Genomic DNA, 17897 nt, shown 5'->3' on the forward strand with positions numbered 1-17897 from the left:
GACACTCCGATGACAACGAGCACGACTATGCTTTGTCGTCGTGACTAGACGCGGAAAGATCGTCTGCACTCTCGGGCCGGCCACCCAAAAGGACGAGTTGGTCAAACAGCTTGTCGAAGCCGGTATGGACGTCGCCCGAATGAACTTCAGCCACGGCGATTACAGCGACCACGAAGCGGCCTACAAGCGGGTCCGGGCCGCCTCGGACGCCACCGGCCGGGCGGTCGGCATCCTGTGCGACCTGCAGGGGCCCAAAATCAGGCTGGGCCGTTTCGCCGACGGCCCCACGGAATGGGCAGACGGCGAAACCGTGCGCATCACCGTCGCCGACTGCGAAGGTAGCCACGACCGGGTGTCCACCACCTACAAGAGGTTGTCCCAGGACGCCACTCCCGGCGACCGCGTGCTGGTCGACGACGGCAAAGTCGGACTGGTGGTGGAAAGCGTCGACGGTGACGACGTCGTCTGCAAAGTGGTCGAGGGCGGACCGGTCAGCAACAACAAGGGCATCTCGCTGCCCGGAATGAACGTGTCCGCCCCAGCCCTGTCCGAGAAGGACATCGAGGACCTGACGTTCGCGCTGAAGCTGGGTGTGGACATGGTCGCGTTGTCGTTCGTGCGGTCGCCTTCCGACGTCGAGCTCGTGCACGAGGTGATGGACCGGGCCGGCCGGCGGGTGCCGGTGATCGCCAAGCTGGAAAAACCCGAGGCCATCGACAACCTGGAAGCCATCGTGCTGGCCTTCGACGCCGTCATGGTCGCCCGCGGCGACCTGGGGGTCGAACTTCCGCTGGAAGAGGTGCCGCTGGTGCAGAAGCGGGCTATCCAGATGGCCCGGGAGAACGCCAAGCCGGTCATCGTGGCGACCCAGATGCTGGATTCGATGATCGAGAACTCGCGCCCGACCCGCGCCGAAGCGTCCGACGTCGCCAATGCCGTATTGGACGGCGCGGACGCGCTGATGCTGTCCGGGGAGACCTCGGTGGGCAAGCATCCGTTGCAGGCGGTCCAGACGATGTCGCGGATCGTGTGCGCGGTCGAGCAGAACTCGACGGCCGCACCGCCGTTGACGCACGTCCCGCGCACCAAACGGGGCGTCATCTCCTACGCCGCCCGTGACATCGGGGAGCGGTTGGATGCCAAGGCGCTGGTCGCGTTCACCCAGTCCGGGGACACCGTGCGCCGACTGGCTCGGCTACACACGCCGCTGCCGTTGCTGGCCTTCACCGACCTGCCGGAAGTGCGCAGTCAGCTCGCCATGACCTGGGGTACCGAAACGTTCATCGTCCCGCACATGAAGTCCACCGACGGCATGATCCGCGAAGTGGACCGGTCGATGCTCGAACTCGGCCGCTACAAGCGCGGCGACCTGGTCGTCATCGTGGCCGGCGCGCCTCCCGGCACCGTGGGCTCGACCAACCTGATCCACGTGCACCGGATCGGCGAGGACGACGTGTAGTTGTCTGACTTTCAGGAACTGCTGAGGGTTCTGGATCTCGTTTCGGTCGACGACGACCGCTTCGTCGGTTCGCATCCCAGCAAGAACCCGATGCGGACCTTCGGCGGACTACTGATGGCGCAGTCCTTCGTCGCCGGAACCCGCACACTCACCCGTGACGACCTGCCCCCGAGCGCACTGTCGGTGCACTTCGTCAACGGTGGTGACACCGCCAAGGACATCGAGTACCACGTGGTGCGGCTACGCGACGAGCGGCGCTTCGCCAACCGGCGTGTCGACGCGGTGCAGGACGGGGTGTTGCTGTCCAGCGCGATGGTGTCCTACATGTCCGGCGGCCCAGGGCTCGAACACGGCGTCGAACCCCCGCAGGTCGCCGAGCCGGACTCGGTGCCGCCCCTGGCCGAACAGCTGCGCGGCTACGAAAAGACCGTCCCACTGTTCGTCAATGCGCTGCAACCCGTGGAATGGCGCTACACCAACGACCCCGCCTGGGTGATGCGGGACAAAGGCGACCGGCTGGACTACAACCGGGTCTGGCTCAAAGCCAAGGGTGAGCTGCCCGACGATCCGGTCCTGCACACCGCGACCCTGCTGTACTCCTCAGACACCACCGTGCTGGATTCGGTGATCACCCGGCACGGATTGTCGTGGGGATTCGACCGCATTTTTGCGGCGTCGGCCAACCATTCGGTGTGGTTTCACCGCCCGGTCAATTACAACGACTGGCTACTGTATTCCAGTTCGTCGCCGGTGGCCGCCGATTCACGCGGTCTGGGTACCGGGCACTTCTTCGACCGCTCCGGGCAGGTCGTCGCCACTGTCGTGCAGGAAGGTGTACTGAAGTACTTTCCCCGCTCAACCGAGAGGTAGTGCGGCGCAACGAATGTCGCGGGACAGGTGGTGGGTCGCGACAACCACGGTCCGATCCGGTCCCAGCAACCCAGACTGCGGATCCAGCAGGTCACGCAGCATCGACTCGGCGTCGCCCTTGTCCAGGTGCTCGGTCGGTTCGTCGAGCAGCAGGATCCGGGCCGGGCACAGCACCGCCCGCGCCAGCAGCAGCCGTCTGCGCTGCCCCGCCGAAACCGCTTGCGCGCCACCGGTCAACACGGTGGAAAGACCGTCGGGCAAATCGGTCAGCCAGACACCCAAACCCACGGCCGTCAATGCCGCCGTCAATTCCTCGTCCGTGCAGTCGCCGCGGGCGACCAACAGGTTGTCCCGGACCGTCGTGGCGAACAGGTGCGCGTCCTCGGCGAAAAAGCATATCGCACAACGCAGTTCGTTCTCGGTGAGCTGCCGAGGGTCGATTCCGTCCAGGGAAACGTGCCCGTGTACCGGTGGTAGCAGACCGGCCAGTGTCAGCAGCAGCGTGGTCTTACCGGAACCGCTGGCTCCGGTGACCGCGAGCCGGCCACCCGGCGCCAGGTCGAGCACGGTGCGGTACGACTGCGTGGCATCGTGACCGCAGCTCACGTCGGCCGACAACCCACCCGACGGATGCGGCAGCGCCGCCGTGGCGTCCACTGCGGCCTCGGCAGGTGCCAGATCCAGCAGGCGACGCGCCGCGATCCGCGACCGGGTCAACTGGACCGCGGCGGCGGGAAGCGCGGTGGTGGCTTCGAACGCCGACAGCGGCAACAACATCAGGACGGCCAGGGTGGTCGGCGCGACCGCGGGGGCCATGCTGATCCCGGCCACGGCGGCGCCGAGCACGCTGAACCCGACGGCTGCGGTCGGCAGCGCCTCGGCGACAGCGGCGGGTCGCGCCGCCGCATCCAACGCATCCCCCCAGGCCCGTTGCCGCCGTTGGGCTTCGGAGATGAATCGCGGCAGTACGCCCGCGACCCGAAGTTCGGCAGCGTGTTCGAGGGCGAGCATGGCCGCGGTGTCGCGTTCCGAGTGATGGTGCCGGGCAACGGCTTCCTGGCCGGCGGCGGCCCGTCCCGCCAACCAGGGCGCGATCACCCCGGCGACGACGAGGCAGGCGGCCAGCACCGCTGCTGCCGCGATCGAGATGACCGCGACGACGGCGACGGCGGCCACCGACAGCACCGCCGCCACCCCGGCCGGCACCACGGCACGGACCAAGACCTCGGCCAAGGTGTCGACGTCGGCGCCGACCCGGGCCACCAGTTCCCCGCTGTGCAGCCGAACCGCTTGCTCCGCCGGCCCGCTGGCCAGCCGTCGGTAGATCCGGGCGCGCGCCGTGGTCGCGGCGCGTAGCGCGGCGTCGTGGGTGACCAGACGCTCGCAGTAACGCAGCACGCCCCGCGAGATCGCGAACGTCCGCACCGCCACCACCGCGACGGACAGATCCAGCACCGGCGGCATCTGCGAGGCACGGGTGATCAGCCACGCCGACACCCCAGCCAGGGCCAGCGCACTGCCCAGGGACAGCACCCCGAACGTGATGGCCGCCAGGATGCGGGACACCCGCGGCCGCAACAGGTCTGACGCGGCGGCCAGGGGATCAGACCGGCGCATAGCGTGCCTCATTCCCGGCACTGACTTCGACGACGCGGTCACCGGCGGCGACGACTCGCTCGCGATGCCCGACCAGCACCACGGTCGCACCCGCGCGGGCACGTGCGACGATCGCCCGCAGCACCCGGTCCTCGGTGGCTTCGTCCAGATGCGCGGTGGGTTCGTCGAGCAACAGCACTGGGGCCCCCGATCCCAGCGCCCGGGCCAAGCCCAGCCGTTGCCGCTGCCCGAGCGACAGCCCAACCCCGCCGCGTCCCAGCACGGTGTCCCAGCCGTCGGGCAACCCTTCCAGCACGGTGTCGAATCCCGATGCGGTACAGGCGCTTTGCGGGTCATCCACTTCCCCGAGCAACATCAGGTTGTCCCGCACCGTCCCGGGCACCAGCACCGGACGCTGCGGCAGCCAGGACAACTGAGTCCACCACTGCTGGGGTGCCAGTTCGGTGACGTCGATCCCGGCCACGGTGACACGACCGGACGACGGCGCGACCAGCCCGGCGATGACCTGCAGCGTGGTGCTCTTTCCGGCGCCGTTGGGACCGGTCAGCACCGTCACCGTGCCCGGCTCGATGACGGCGGTGAGGCGCTGCGGTGCGTGACCGTGCCGGGACACGACACTGAGGTCTTCCAGCTGGATCCTTGCGCCGCGGGCGCTGACGGTCTGCCGGTCGCTGAGCGACGGCACCGGTTCACCGATGAGCGCGAACGCGCGGTCGGCGGCGGCCCTACCGTCTTGCGCGGCGTGAAACTCCACTCCGATACGCCGCAGCGGCCAGTACACGTCGGGTGCGAGCAGCAACACGGTCAGACCGACCGTCAAGCTCATCCCACCGAACACCAGTCGGAGTCCGATGCCGACGGCGATGAGCGCGACGCCCAGCGTGGCCAGCAGCTCGAGGACCAGAGCCGACAGAAAGGCGATGCGTAACGTGGCCATCGTCGAACGTCGATGGGCCGCACCGAGTTCGGTGATGCGCCGCTCGGGTCCCGCGGCCCGGCCCAACGCCCGCAGGGTGGGGATGCCGGCGATCAGATCCAGCAGCTGCGCCTGCAGCGTGGTCATGGCTGCGAGCGCGGCGGCCGATCGTTCGGCCGTGGCCAATCCGATCAACACCATGAAGACCGGTATCAGCGGCAGCGTGATCAGCACGACAACCGTGGATTTGAGGTCGTATGACGCGATCACCGCAACGGTCGCCGGGGTCAGGATGGCGGCCAGAATCAGGGTCGGCAAGTAGCCGGTGAAGTAGGGCCGCAGACCGTCCAGTCCGCGGGTCACCACCACGGCGGCCGAATCGCGTTGTGCTGACACGATATTGGGTTGCCGTGCCGTCACCGCGGTCAGCACCTGCTCGCTGAGGTCGGCGATCACCGCGCTGGCCCCGCGTTGACCCAGCCGAGCCTGCAGCCAGTGTGCGACCGTGCGGACAGTCCAGAGCGCCAGCAGGATCGCCAGGGGCGCCAGCCAGTGCCGAAGGTGGCGCGCCGAGGGATCGGTAGCCACTCGCGCGACGATGCCGGCCAGCACGACGGCCGAGCCGATGGCGCAGCCCGAGATCACCACGCCGCAGGTCACGCTGGCGGCCAGGTAGCGGCGCAACGCGGTCGACGCCCGCCACAATCGCGGGTCGAGCGGGCCTCGCGAGCTCCGTGTGCTCAGGACGGGCGCCTCGTCAGACCGATCGACGGCGGTATCCGGTCGACCGAAATACGTTGCCGGAAAACCCAATACGTCCAAGCCTGATAGACGATCGTCAACGGTGTCATCAGCGCGGTGACCCACGTCATGATCTTGAGTGTGTAATCCGTCGACGAAGCGTTGTAGATGGTGACGTTCCACTGGCTGTTCAGCGTCGACGGCACCAGGTTCGGGTAGAGCGAACCGAACAGCAACACCACGACGCCCACGACCACCAGCAGAGTGCTGACGAACGCCCAGCCATCGGACGCGCGCGACCACACCAGCAGCACCGCCGCCAGCTGAGCCACCACCGCCACCCCCAACGCCGCCCACGTCCAGTCCTTGCCATGCGCCAGCTGAGTCCAGACACCGAACGTCGCAACCACGATCGTCACCGGCAGGGCCAACCACCGGCCGAACCGGAGGGCGTCGTCGCGGATGTCGCCGGCGGTCTTCAGCGAGACGAACACCGACCCGTAGAACATGAACAATCCGGCGGTGGCCAGGCCGCCGAGCAGTGTGTACGGGTTCAGCACGTCACCGACCGACAAGTCGATGCGGCCGTCGGCGTCCACCGGAAGTCCGCGCACCAGGATCGCAAAGGCCGTGCCCCACAGGACCGCGGGAAGCCAGGAACCGGCGGCGATGGCGAAGTCGGCCCAGCCCCGCCACCTCGGGTCGTCGACCTTGCCGCGCCACTCGATGGCCACGACCCGCACGATCATGCCGAACAGGATGGCCAGCAGCGGCAGATACAGCGTGGAGAACACGGTGGCGTACCAGCCCGGGAAGGCGGCGAACATGGCCGCGCCGGCAGTGATCAGCCATACCTCGTTGGCGTCCCAAACCGGCCCGATGGTGTTCAGCGCGGCGCGTCGGTGCGCCTCGCGGTCGCCCTTGCCCACCCGGGCGAACGGCGCCATCAGCATGCCGACACCGAAGTCGAAACCCTCGAGCACGAAGAAGCCGAGGAACAGCGTCGCGATCAGGCCGAACCACAACTCTTGGAGATTCATCGTCAGCTCCTAGTAGGCGAACGACAGCGGCTTGACGTCGTCTTCCTCGGCAGCGTCCGGGGCGGCCGGTTCGGCGTCGTGCTCCTGGGGTCCCTCGGTGATGTAGCGCCTGAGCAGCCAGAACCAGACGACCGCCAGGACGGCGTAGGTCAGCGTGAAGGTCGTCAGGGAGGTGACGACCATGCCCGGAGCATGGTCGGAGACACCGGCGGCGACGGTGAGATGGACGTCCTGGTCGCCGGTCGGGTTCGGCGCGACGAGCCAGGGTTGGCGGCCCATCTCGGTGAACACCCAGCCGGCGCTGTTGGCCAGAAACGGCGTCGGAATGGTGAGTAACGCGAACCAGGCGAACCAGCATCGGTTCGGGATCCGGCCGCCGCGGGTCAGCCAGAGCGCCGCCAACGCGAACAGCACCGGGACCGCCAGCAAGCCGATCATCATGCGGAACGACCAGTAGGTGACGAACAGGTTCGGGCGGTAGTCGTTGGGGCCGAACCGCTGCTGGTAGTTCTGCTGGATGTCGCGCACGCCCTGCAGCTTGACGCCCTCGATCTTGCCCACAGCCAGGAACGGCAGCACGTAGGGCACCTCGATGACCCGGGTCAGCGCGTCGCAGTTGTTCTGCCGGCCGACGGTCAGGATGGAGAAGTCCGGGTCAGTCTGGGTGTCGCACAACGATTCCGCTGACGCCATCTTCATCGGCTGCTGCTGGAACATCAGCTTGCCCTGGAAGTCGCCGCTGAAGAACAGGCCCACGGTGGCGAGCAGCACGACCCAGCAACCCAGCACCGTCGCCGGGCGATACATCTCCCGGACACCCGGGTCGACCGGGCGGGTCTGCGACCGGACCAGCCACCACGCGCTCACGGCCGCCACGAAGGTTCCCGCCGTCAGAAACGCACCGGCCACCGTGTGGCCGAACGCGGTCAGCCCGGTGTTGTTGGTGAGCAGCGCGCCGATGTCGGTCAGCTCGGCGCGGTGGGTGCGCGGGTTGTAGTGCACACCCACCGGATGCTGCATGAAGGAGTTGGCCGTGATGATGAAGAACGCGGACACGTTGACCCCGATGGCCACGATCCAGATGCAGGCCAGGTGCACCAGCTTCGGCAACCGTTTCCAGCCGAAGATCCACAGTCCGATGAAGGTGGATTCGAAGAAGAAGGCGAACAGGCCCTCCATGGCCAGCGGCGCGCCGAATACGTCGCCGACGAAGCGCGAGTACTCGCTCCAGTTCATGCCGAACTGGAATTCCTGCACGATTCCGGTGGCCACCCCGATCGCGAAGTTGATCAGGAACAGCTTGCCGAAGAACTTGGTGAGCCGGTACCAGGCGACATTGTCGGTGACTACCCATGCCGTCTGCATGACGGCGAGCAACGGCGCCAGCCCGATCGTGAGTGGCACGAATATGAAGTGGTAGACGGTGGTGATACCGAACTGCCACCGCGATATGTCGACGACATTCATCTGCGATCTCCCGAGGGCTGCGGGGACAATCGAATAGCTACGACAGAGTGTAGTAGTCGGAGTGGGGTGGAGCTATTGTGCGAATGGTCACCTCGTGAGGGACTTCGAGGCCTTGCGGATGCCGAACGACGAGATGATCTCGAAGACGCCCAACACGATCAGCCAGATGCCGACCACGTAGGCCAGCGTGACGATCGAGGCGAACGGCGACGCCATCACCACGATCCCGGCCAGCAGGCTGATGATGCCGATGAAGATCGACCAGCCACGACCGGGCAAGTGGGGATCGCTGATCGCCGACACGGTGGTGGCGACACCGCGGAAGATGAACCCGACGCCCACCCAGATGGCCAGTAGCAGCACCGCGTCGCCGAAGTGCCGGAACGCCAGCACCGCCAGGATCAGCGCGGCGGCGCCGCTGATGAACAGCAGGATCCGGCTGCCGGCCGAGACATGCAGGCTGAACGCGAAAATCACCTGGGCCACACCGGTGACCAGCAAATAAGCACCGAAGAAGACGGCGGCCACGAGGACGGTTTGGCGGGGCCAGGCGCTCACGGCGACGCCGAGTGCGAGCGACAGAATGCCCGAGATCAGCGTGGACTTCCACAGATGCGGCAACAAACTCGGGGGAGACAGGGGTGCAGGGCTTGTTGCGGGACTTGTTTCCATAGGCACCAGTGTGGCGCATGTGGCGGTTCGGGTACAGAGGGGTCGAGGCCGTCAGACGTGCGCGGCGCGCGGGTCTTCGGCGTGCACATCCACCTGCTCATCGACCGTCTTGCGCGCGACCAGGTACCAGGTGCGCATCACACCTTTGCCTTTGACGTCGATGTAGCCGCGTTCACGCAGCACGAAATCGTCCTTCAGGCGTTCGTAGACGGCCTCGGGGACTTGGATCTGGCCGACCGAGTCGGTGGATTCCATCCGTGACGCGACGTTGACGGCGTCGCCCCACACGTCGTAGAAGAACCGGCGGGAACCGACGACCCCGGCGACGACCGGGCCGGTGGCCAGCCCGATCCGCAGCGGGACTGCGCGCCCGTGCGGATCCTTCAGCGCGGCCGCAACGTCGGCCATGTCCAGGGCGAAGTCGGCCAGCGCGTGGACATGATCGGGTCGGGGCCGAGGAACGCCGCTGACCACCATGTAGGAATCGCCGCTGACCTTGATCTTCTCCAGCTCGTACTTGTCCACCAAGGCGTCGAACGCGCTGTAGAGGCGGTCCAGGAATCGCACGAGATCGGCCGGCGCGGTGCTGCTCGCCCGCTCGGTGAAGCCGACGATGTCGGCGAAGAGGACCGAGGCCTCGTCGTACTTGTCGGCGATGACGCGGCGCTCGGGTTCCTTGAGCCGTTCGGCGATGCTGGCCGGCAACATGTTGGCCAGCAGTGCCTCGGATCGCTCGTACTGCTCCTCCATGGCGGATTCGGCGCGCACGGTGTCGCGCAAGGCGAACCACACCGTGACGACCACCATGACGCAGGCGGAGACGGTGGTGATCACGAAGCCCGTCGCCTGTGCCCATGGGGGTTGCAACCCGGTGTCACGCGGGATCGCGAACTCGGACAGGATCACCAATCCCGCGGCGATTGCGGCCAGGAAGCTGGCCAGCACGATGTGTTCGGAGCCGAGCAGCAGCACCACCAGGCAGGCACCGACGATGAAGAAGAGCTGCGCACCCGAGTCGGTGCCGACTTCCCAGCAGCTGGCAAGGACCGTCACGTAGGCCGCTCCGATGAACGCCAGCGGTGCCACCAGTTCGCCGAAGCGATGCAGCATCGGGATGAATCCGAAGACCATCGCCGCCGCGATGTTGACCCACATGACCTGCCACAGCCAGGAGCCGACAAATAGTTGGACCGCCACGAAGCTCGCGCTGACCACCACGGAGAGATAAGAAGCAATGTTCAGGATCCGAGCGCGGCGCGCGGCCTGGTCCGCATAGTGCTGCCGAATGTCGCGTGTCTGTGTGCGGACGGCGGCGACGCAGTCCGGTCGGCGTGCCGAACCGGTCTTGCCTGCTTTCCGGGCACCGCATTTCTTAGCGGTCACGGGTTAGAGCCTAACTGTTGACCTCGGTGAATGAGCGATCTTGGCGCGTGGGCATACCTGAGGTGTGCAACGTCGGCGTCGTGGTGCGTATTCCGCGGATGGTGCCCTCGGTGAGATTCGAACTCACACTGTACGGGTTTTGAAATGGTTCTCGCCGCAAACCCGCACGTCGTGGCTATTGGTGCCGATTGGTGAGCAATCGCAGGTAGGGGGGTGTTGTACCAGCTCAAGCAGTAATTTAAGGCTCTGCGATTCGTGGTGAATGGTGGGCGGTGGTTGGTGACGTGCGGACTGTCTGCGGACTGGGGTGGACCCGCTGCGAACCAGCCTGCCGCCAAATGTCGGAGTTTCATGCGAACATATTTGCGAATGCTTACCACGCCCTAGCCGCAAACCAGACCTGGTGCCAGATGACCGAGAACCGATTAACGCTAGCCCGCCTCGCGGGGGAGTACGGGCTGAAAACGCTCGACGCCGACATAGCGGCAAAGAAACTTGGCCTAGGGCTGAGACGCGGAGCCGCGTTGGTCCAGCCGTGGCAAGAGCGGAAGCTACGGCCCGAGCTCGAGCGGATCAAAGCGGACCGAGATTACCGAAAGTGGCGTCTGGCTCAAGCCGCTGAGCCGGAGCCGGAGGATTACGAAGTCAACGACACTGCACGTTTCGGGTTCTCGAACACGGAGATGGCGCGACAACTCAAGCCGCTACTCGACAAGTTGGAAGGCGGCGAGGCCGAACGGTCCGCTTGAAGACCGTACACGCCGTGTACCACTTTGGCTGAACTGCAACAACTTTCGCAGATTATGGCAGTATCCTTCCCCTAGCAGTCGAGCTGCTAGGAGGCGATTTGTTCACGACACGAGTTTCTGCCGACCCAAGTTCATGGGCTGAGGACATGTCCGTAAGCGCATACGAGGACGGCCTAATCACGGTGGGGCCGGTCCACCCTGATATGCCGCTAAGCATCCATGAAGCTCGGAGGCTGCGCGATGCCCTTACCGCTGCGATAGACGTAGCTACGGCAGCGTCCAACTGAAACGAGAACGGCCCCCGGTGTGTTCCTTGCACACCGAGGGCCGACCTCTAGAAAGGAGTGATCGAGAAGGGTTGAGCCTCAGCACGCGGGTAACTACTCCGCACTCAACCCGCCTCGTCTTGACACAGGTGTGTCAATTGCAAACGCAGCGTCGATAGTCGAAGGCGACAAGTGACGATTTGTTTACGACCGCCGAGACGGGTTGCCCCGGCGGGTGGCGATAACATCGCCCAGCCACGCAGTTCCTAAGCTGCGCAACAAAACTAGATATCCCGCAACAGCGGCTACAGAGCGCGCACGCGGTACCTGTTGAGGACCGCCAGCTCCGCCACTGACCAGCCATCAAAACCGGCCCTATACGTAACACTGAACGGCCCCATTGCGTTCTCAGAAACGATCTGAGACGTGTCAGCGATTAGCCGCGCCGACGCCGACAGGATCACCGCGCAAACGTCAGAGTTAGGTTCACCGTTGGTGAATCCCATGCCGCGCGTATACGCAGACGCTAGCGCCGTCACCACAGAGACGACGGCGCTAGCCTGGTCCGGGTCAAGCGTCTGCCCGGTGAATGCCGACAACTCGGTTGCTGTCGGTGCCGCCATGATTAAGGCGCGTCGTACAGACGGACCACACCGGCCGGGTTTGCGAACCCGAATCCGACTCGAGCCGTCGCCCGAACCTGCACCGCGTCATAGTCAAACGCCGCGTCCGTCGAGCTGGTCACGGTGGTGCCGGTGCGCTGAACGATTAGCACCTGCGAACCGTCCACGCCCCAGGCGTTGCCCGCCGCGACATCCGTGCTCACCAGGACCGGCACCCCGGCCAGGGTTATCCCGTCGCCAACGTTGTCCAGCAGTCCCATATTTGAGCCGCTGGCCTGCTTGGCCTTCGCCAGTGCCAACGCCACATCGGGAGCCAGAATGAACACCGACAGCGTTGCGCCGTCCGCCAGGGCGTCCGCCTTGGCCTGATGAAAGGGGTCAAGAGAAGTCAGCGTAAGCGTGCCGGTGTCGACCACGTTGACCCCGGACAGCGACAGTAAGCCGCTTGGGCCGTTGGTCACGGTGTTGCCGAAAAACGCCGCGTCGATCTTCTTGGCGACTGAGCGCCCTAGACTTTGGCCGACCTGCTCGGCAACGGCTGGATTCGAGTCGGCAGCCGCCTCGTTGCTGATCTGGGTAAGACCAGCCACTTTCTTTGGAGTCACGACAAGCTCGTTGGTCGTTGGGTCCGTCAGGCTGATTTGAGTGTTCTCGGCATACCAGCCCACGGCGGGATCGGCCGTCAGCATCGGGAATCGGATTGACTCATTGCCGGTCGCGATGACGGTTCCGGCGAGAAACGCAATGGACTTGGCGGCAATCACTAGGTCAATTGCCTTGCCGTAATCTTCCGGCGTCCACGCCGCCGCGAGATTTGAATTTAGTACTGCCATTATTCAGTTGTCTTTCTGTATTAAGTTGTGTTGATTAGTTGTGCCCTAATCTGCGGGGCGTAGTAGGTTCGCGAAGTCCGTCGGAGCTGCGTTGCGGTCGCCTCGCGGCCCCTGGCCGGCGTCCCCACTAACCTTGCGCTTAGCGAAATAAGGTCGCTCAGTGAGCAGGCTGTCGATAGCGGCGCTCAACTTGTCCGCGTCTTCGAGATGCTCAGCGTCGTAAGGTAAATCGTCGGGATTTTCTAAACGATCCGCAGCTCTGACCAGCTCGCGATGCAGTCGCTTAGCCAGCGTGTTACCTCTCTCGCGGTACGCGGCTGACTCCTTCCGCAGTTCCTCGACGTAGTGACGCGGAAAGAGGTCGGTGTCGGCGTTCGTTTGCGATTGTTCACCGCGTTCCGTTTCATCGGACCGCGCGTTTTCTGTTGTGTTCATGGCGGCATCGGGCCGCGTAACGTCACTCATTTGATTTTCCCTTTATCTTTGTCGTCGTTCAGCAACAATTGGGCGTACCTGCGATAAGCAACCGAGACCTCCGGATTAGCGCCAGCCTGCGCATCAAGTTCGGTGTCCTCGCGTTCCCGCTCAATTTGGTCGTCGCTGTATCCGAGTTTTCGTAGCGCTCCTGACTTCGACAAAATGCCAGCCTGCACCAGCTTCGTCACCGCGTCGGCGTCGGCCGCTGTCGAGCGCGACGCCGGGTCGCACCACTCAACATTTACCGTCACCGAATCAACCGGCACCCGATCACGGATCGCCACCATGAGCCGCGCCACCCGCTCCCAAGAGCGACCGAATACGGATTGCCGCGCTTCGGCGCGCGCTGTCAGTGACGACTCGCTAGCCCGTAGCGCCTCCGCGCTTGACGGATTCTCGGTTGTGATGCCAACGAAGTGAGCCGGTAGCGCGGATACGGCCATGATCTGGCCGAGCCAGATGTTCACGGCATTCTCGTAACCCTGCAAGTTGGCCCCGTCGAGCTGGCCGAATTTCGCTTGGTCGTTCTCAGCCAGCATCGCCCGGTTTCCCTCGGGAATCGGATTGACCGTCTCCAGGACCGGCTCGTCATTGTCGCCCAGCACCGGCTCGCCGTTCGCGTCGAGCTTCTGCCGTTCGACTAGCTCAATGCCGGTAGCCCAGCGGCGCGGCCGAGCCGTGTATTCCTGCGCGACCGCGAGACCAGCCAGCGTGGCGTTCAAACCGTCCACGAGCGGGATAAGGTCGTCAATCTCCGAATGCCCGCACCCCAAGATGCTTTGCTGATTGCAGAAATTGACCACCGGAACCACGCCCAGCGGGTTGTCCAGTGTGTCGACCAGTTTGAGCGCAGTCATTGCGGCTGCGGTGGTGTCTGCCCGCCAATGCTCAACGCGGTCAGGTAGGTAAACCATCGCCTCGGTCGTGGTGTTCGTCGTCCAGCGCTTCACCGCGCTCGTAATCTCGCGGGTGGCAGGGTCTTTGACCACCGCGACCTGACGCGCACTCTCCACCGTCACAAGCGGCGAGCCGTCAGGGCGTGCCCAACAGATCGCGAACGAATCGCCAAGGGTCAACGCCTCGCGGTGCAGCATCACGCTTGTTTGGTCAAGATCATTGCTGAGCCAATCAGCCCAAACGTCAGCGCCACGAAAGCCTGTGACGCGCAAGCGCTCTGCAAGTGATGTGACGGCGAGGCCGGGAATGTTGCTAACGATGCGGTTCAGGGCGGGCAGTGCGATGCGCGCCGCTGGACTCAAGTAGGAGAGCTTCTGACGCCCTGATGCGTACCTGTCGAGTTCGCCGTAGCGGTTCTGCGGTTCGTTGAGCGCCGTCAACAGCTCAACGAGTAGTTCGGAACTCATTATATTCAGTTGTCTTCCATATGATTTTAGGCGAACGACACGGTTCGCTTACGTGGTTTAACCTGTGCCGCAAGCCATGTCGCGCGGCTGTGCGCCATCATCAGCGCAGTACATAGGTCAATCTTTGGGGCGTGTTTACTTCGGCCGGCCTTCGCAATCCTGATGCCCTTATCGGTCTCTAGCACGGTGGCCGCGAGCACATGGCGACGCAAATCTTTGTCGCCTGAATGCGTCAGTTGCTCGTTGACCAAAGCATTACGCAGGTCGTTAGTCGCCGCCGTCTGTCGCACCGGGGACTGGCGAAACTCCACCATCGGTAGACCCTCGGCCGCGAGTATCTGAGCCGATCTTGTGAACAAGTAAGGGTCGTAGGCAATCTCGCGGACCTTCCAGCGCTTACACGCCTGCCGAATCGCATCCTCGACAGCAAGCACGTCGACCCGCCACGAATCGTCCCCCGGATTGCTCCAAACGGCGGCCTTGTCGAAATGCGGCATCTTCGCAACCGTTCCGACCGCGATAGCCGTGGTGTCGTCCCGCAGGCTCGCGTCAACCGCAAGTACAACGTCCGCACCGTCTGGTATAGCCGTGCCTGTGCTGAGGTTGTCCCACGCGCCAGCAGTGATGAGCGCGTTTTCCATCGGCCCGACGAACTGGCACAACCGCGCCCTCCGAAAGTGCGCCTCCGTCGACTTCGGTGGCAACAACGCCCGCAGCGCGTCCCGGTGCAGATAGTCACCCAAAGCCGGATTCGCCAGCTCCCAACAGTGTTCACAATCGGCCGGGTGGTCCTCGAATCCGGCCGCACTGTGCTCCTGGTAAACCTGCGAAACATCCTCAGGATGCTCAAGCGAGTAAGCCCTAAGCCGCGCTAAAACGTTGTCCTCGGACGGCCCCGGCGTGCCGATTCCAATGAGCGTCGAGCGTTCCCGCTTGCCCTGCGCGAGCGCAATTACCTCCCACGTTTCGAGCAATACGCGGCCGATTTCGTCAACGATTGCCAGCGTGTAGTCCAGACCTTCGAGCGCGGCCGGTGACGCCGGTAAGCAGATGAAAGACGCGCCTCGCGAGGGCACCACTAGCCGGTCCTTGAAGACCTGCACGCGGCTTGCCACCTCGTCGTTTAGCTCGACCATCCGTGCCGCGACACCGAACACGATGCCCGCCTGGCGCTCGTCAACCGCCGCGACAATGACCGTCGCGCCTTCGCCGCCCGTCATCAGCTCGTATAGGCCCAGCGCAGCGACCAGAGTCGATTTGCCCTGGCCGCGCGGTAGACACCAGCCCGCCACGCGCGGTTGAACCTCCGCGTCAAGCACTGAGCCAACTAGCTCACGTTGCCAGGTACGCAATTTCAGCGGACCACGGGCACCCGTGCCCTTTGGCACTCGGATGAACTTTTCGCAGAACGCGGCGAACCGCGCCGAGCCGCTTGACCGTGGCCGGAACGGCAACACACTGTCATCGACGGCCCTTTTCGGGCCAGCACGCAAGTTAGACTCCTAGTCAATATGTCATTAGGTTGGATTATCGGAGCAATACCGCCCGCAATAACGCTTACCGCGTTAGGTGTCGCGGTTCATCGCCTGCGAGATCCTGTACGCGCTGAACAACGCGACTTGCGCGTTCAGTTACGCGATAGGCTGCTGACCGTAAAATTAGACACGGACAATATGATCGCGGAAATAGATAAATACAGCATTGAACCCCCACCCCCTGAACCGGCATCAATTAAGCTGGCTCAGGAAAAGATCACTGAGCTCAAGCACAAGCTCGAATATCCCTCGTCGGCAACTCTTAGCGAGATAGATCTTGCGCTTACATTCTTGAACGGTGCGTGGTACCTGATGCGGAGCAAGATTTCAGATATTGAACGGAAAGACGATGATCCGACCGGCAGGAAGCGAGCCAATGCCGAGCAAGAGTTCAAGTCTTTAGCAGTTGCGACGTTGCCGTTGATTAATCATTTGATTACGGACATCCAGCAGCGCAACAACAGCAGGTGGCGGTGAGTAACCGTCCCTGCGCTGGCTGTCCGAGAGGAGCGCGTACCCGCCCGGGGTCCCGCCCCCGCCCGTTTCTTTGCAGGGTTGCCGTAAATCGGTGGCAACGCGGCGTCGTGGTCACGTAGCGTCGCGCCTATGGCTCTTGAAGGTGAACACTGGGGGACGTTGAGCGGGATTAACGTCACCTATGCGCAACGGTGGTGCTCGGCATGGGCGGACCTGCTCTTGACTGACATGGCTCTTTTGGAGCGCCACGGACTTGAACCGAACGCCGCGAACGTGTTCCACCGCCGAGTCCTGTGGGAGTCGGCAGTCATAAGTTACGGACGCCTTATCGTTAGTGACAAGAGGCGCAAGATTCCGTTTAGGGAATTTGTCGAAGATGTCACCGGGAACGATGGACTTGCCTTGCATGAGCGGATTATGGACTGGCGACAAGGCCATGCCGCGCATAGAACGCTTGCCGAGTTTGAGTCCGTCGAAACTGTACTGGCGTTTGAGGATGGATCGCACACGCCCGCGGGCCTCGACATAGTTGTAAGTGTCGCCTCCGGCCCGCTAGATGATAGCGATTTCGTTGACTCATTTCGAGAACACGTGAAGACCCTAAGAGACGCAATGTACGACAGCAAAATCAAGCCGCTGGGTATCGCTATCATCGACGACTTCAATACGGGCCGCATTCCGAATCGCTTAGTGCTTCGTGCCGCAGAGGATCAATCGAGCTGGGAGCGCTATGTCATCAAGCTCCGCGTACTTGAGCTAGGTCTTCCCGCTTCCGCTCCGGCTGACGCCTGAGCGGTTCGTCGTTCGTCGCGCGCTGATATCGCGGATAAGACGTGTTCCCGTTCGGCATCAGTGCAGCGGCTACCGCGCTCAGCGTTGTGCATCCTGCACAGCACGCGGAGGTTCAGCTCCTCATAAACCAGCTCGCCGCCTAATGGGTCGCTTAATGGGATCACGTGGTCAACCGTTAGGTCGCTCGTGGCGCCGCATTTTTCGCAGAAGCCGCTCCGACGCCGTAGCCGTTGGCGCAACTTGCGCCAGCGCCAGTCGGTCGCCGTGCGTCCCTTGCGTCCTGGCGTCGGCCGGCGTCTTGGTCGGCAGTCGTTGCAGCGCGAGCCACTGGCGATTAGGCATCCGCAGCCAGTACAGGGCCGCTGCATCAGCCTTCGTGCGCGTCGACCTGCTCGACGTACGCGTTAAGCGCCTGCGCGAGCTGGGCGCTCATCGCCCTGTTGAGCGGCAGCACGACGGTCCCGTGGTTAGGGTCGTGAAGCTCGACTTCGAGGATGTGGGCATCCCGGATTAGTACCGGGTTAAAGGTCACCGCTTCCGGGGTGAGCACCGTGTCGGTGCCGGTGTTGGTCATCATATTCATTGTTCCTGTCTTGTTGTTCAGCTAAATCAATAA

At 63.9% G+C, this 17897-nt stretch carries 17 protein-coding genes; 5 read left to right on the forward strand and 12 right to left on the reverse strand.

Features of this window, described 5'->3' with window-relative positions:
• Positions 1–40 precede the first annotated feature (40 nt).
• On the forward strand, positions 41–1459 hold the full coding sequence (gene pyk / locus AC5Y4D_RS17545; protein ID WP_499944199.1) for a pyruvate kinase: 1419 nt from the start codon (positions 41–43) through the stop codon (positions 1457–1459).
• Positions 1460–2329 (forward strand): acyl-CoA thioesterase II, encoded by an 870-nt coding sequence (locus AC5Y4D_RS17550; protein ID WP_500037732.1) that lies wholly within the window; start codon positions 1460–1462, stop codon positions 2327–2329.
• On the opposite strand, the gene cydC is transcribed toward AC5Y4D_RS17550, so the two are convergent.
• From cydC to AC5Y4D_RS17580, 6 genes are all read right to left on the reverse strand, one after another.
• Positions 2315–3946, reverse strand: a complete 1632-nt coding sequence (cydC, locus tag AC5Y4D_RS17555; protein ID WP_500037733.1) for a thiol reductant ABC exporter subunit CydC — start codon at positions 3944–3946, stop codon at positions 2315–2317. The genes AC5Y4D_RS17550 and cydC overlap by 15 nt on opposite strands.
• Entirely contained in the window at positions 3933–5546 is a 1614-nt protein-coding gene (gene cydD, locus AC5Y4D_RS17560) for a thiol reductant ABC exporter subunit CydD (protein ID WP_500037762.1), read from the reverse strand. Before cydD ends, cydC begins: the two co-directional genes overlap by 14 nt.
• Positions 5547–5602: 56 nt before the next feature.
• Positions 5603–6643: a cytochrome d ubiquinol oxidase subunit II gene (gene cydB, locus AC5Y4D_RS17565; RefSeq protein WP_499944202.1), complete on the reverse strand. Its 1041-nt coding sequence runs from the start codon at positions 6641–6643 to the stop codon at positions 5603–5605.
• Between the two features lie 9 nt (positions 6644–6652).
• Positions 6653–8110, reverse strand: coding sequence for a cytochrome ubiquinol oxidase subunit I (locus AC5Y4D_RS17570; protein ID WP_500037734.1), 1458 nt, complete (start codon positions 8108–8110; stop codon positions 6653–6655).
• An 87-nt stretch (positions 8111–8197) separates the two neighbouring features.
• The gene (locus AC5Y4D_RS17575; protein ID WP_500037735.1) at positions 8198–8782 is read right to left on the reverse strand and encodes an HdeD family acid-resistance protein; all 585 of its coding nucleotides are present in this window, start codon (positions 8780–8782) and stop codon (positions 8198–8200) included.
• A 51-nt stretch (positions 8783–8833) separates the two neighbouring features.
• Positions 8834–10165 (reverse strand): adenylate/guanylate cyclase domain-containing protein, encoded by a 1332-nt coding sequence (locus AC5Y4D_RS17580; protein WP_500037736.1) that lies wholly within the window; start codon positions 10163–10165, stop codon positions 8834–8836.
• Positions 10166–10503: 338 nt separating this feature from the next.
• Here AC5Y4D_RS17580 and AC5Y4D_RS17585 point away from each other — a divergent pair, with 338 nt between their 5' ends.
• Positions 10504–10914, forward strand: coding sequence for a hypothetical protein (locus AC5Y4D_RS17585; RefSeq protein ID WP_500037737.1), 411 nt, complete (start codon positions 10504–10506; stop codon positions 10912–10914).
• Positions 10915–11805: 891 nt separating this feature from the next.
• Here AC5Y4D_RS17585 and AC5Y4D_RS17590 read toward each other — a convergent pair.
• From AC5Y4D_RS17590 to AC5Y4D_RS17605, 4 genes are read right to left on the reverse strand one after another with little or no spacing between them, the layout of a single operon-like run.
• Positions 11806–12636 (reverse strand): phage major capsid protein, encoded by an 831-nt coding sequence (locus tag AC5Y4D_RS17590; RefSeq protein WP_500037738.1) that lies wholly within the window; start codon positions 12634–12636, stop codon positions 11806–11808.
• 45 nt (positions 12637–12681) lie between these two features.
• On the reverse strand, positions 12682–13101 hold the full coding sequence (locus AC5Y4D_RS17595) for a hypothetical protein (RefSeq protein ID WP_500037739.1): 420 nt from the start codon (positions 13099–13101) through the stop codon (positions 12682–12684).
• On the reverse strand, positions 13098–14477 hold the full coding sequence (locus AC5Y4D_RS17600) for a phage portal protein (protein WP_500037740.1): 1380 nt from the start codon (positions 14475–14477) through the stop codon (positions 13098–13100). Before AC5Y4D_RS17600 ends, AC5Y4D_RS17595 begins: the two co-directional genes overlap by 4 nt.
• Positions 14478–14503: 26 nt before the next feature.
• Positions 14504–15970, reverse strand: a complete 1467-nt coding sequence (locus AC5Y4D_RS17605; protein WP_500037741.1) for a terminase TerL endonuclease subunit — start codon at positions 15968–15970, stop codon at positions 14504–14506.
• An 18-nt stretch (positions 15971–15988) separates the two neighbouring features.
• On the opposite strand from AC5Y4D_RS17605, the gene AC5Y4D_RS17610 reads away from it, so the two are divergent.
• A complete protein-coding gene (locus AC5Y4D_RS17610) occupies positions 15989–16489 on the forward strand; it encodes a hypothetical protein (protein ID WP_500037742.1) in 501 nt (166 codons plus the stop codon).
• A gap of 129 nt (positions 16490–16618) precedes the next feature.
• Positions 16619–17281: a hypothetical protein gene (locus tag AC5Y4D_RS17615; RefSeq protein WP_500037743.1), complete on the forward strand. Its 663-nt coding sequence runs from the start codon at positions 16619–16621 to the stop codon at positions 17279–17281.
• On the opposite strand, the gene AC5Y4D_RS17620 is transcribed toward AC5Y4D_RS17615, so the two are convergent.
• Together AC5Y4D_RS17620 and AC5Y4D_RS17625 are read right to left on the reverse strand one after the other, a co-directional pair.
• Positions 17218–17649: an HNH endonuclease gene (locus AC5Y4D_RS17620; protein WP_500037744.1), complete on the reverse strand. Its 432-nt coding sequence runs from the start codon at positions 17647–17649 to the stop codon at positions 17218–17220. The genes AC5Y4D_RS17615 and AC5Y4D_RS17620 overlap by 64 nt on opposite strands.
• Positions 17649–17855, reverse strand: coding sequence for a hypothetical protein (locus AC5Y4D_RS17625; RefSeq protein ID WP_500037745.1), 207 nt, complete (start codon positions 17853–17855; stop codon positions 17649–17651). Before AC5Y4D_RS17625 ends, AC5Y4D_RS17620 begins: the two co-directional genes overlap by 1 nt.
• Positions 17856–17897: the final 42 nt, after the last annotated feature.

The sequence above is a fragment of the Mycobacterium sp. NGS67 genome, assembly GCF_059812185.1.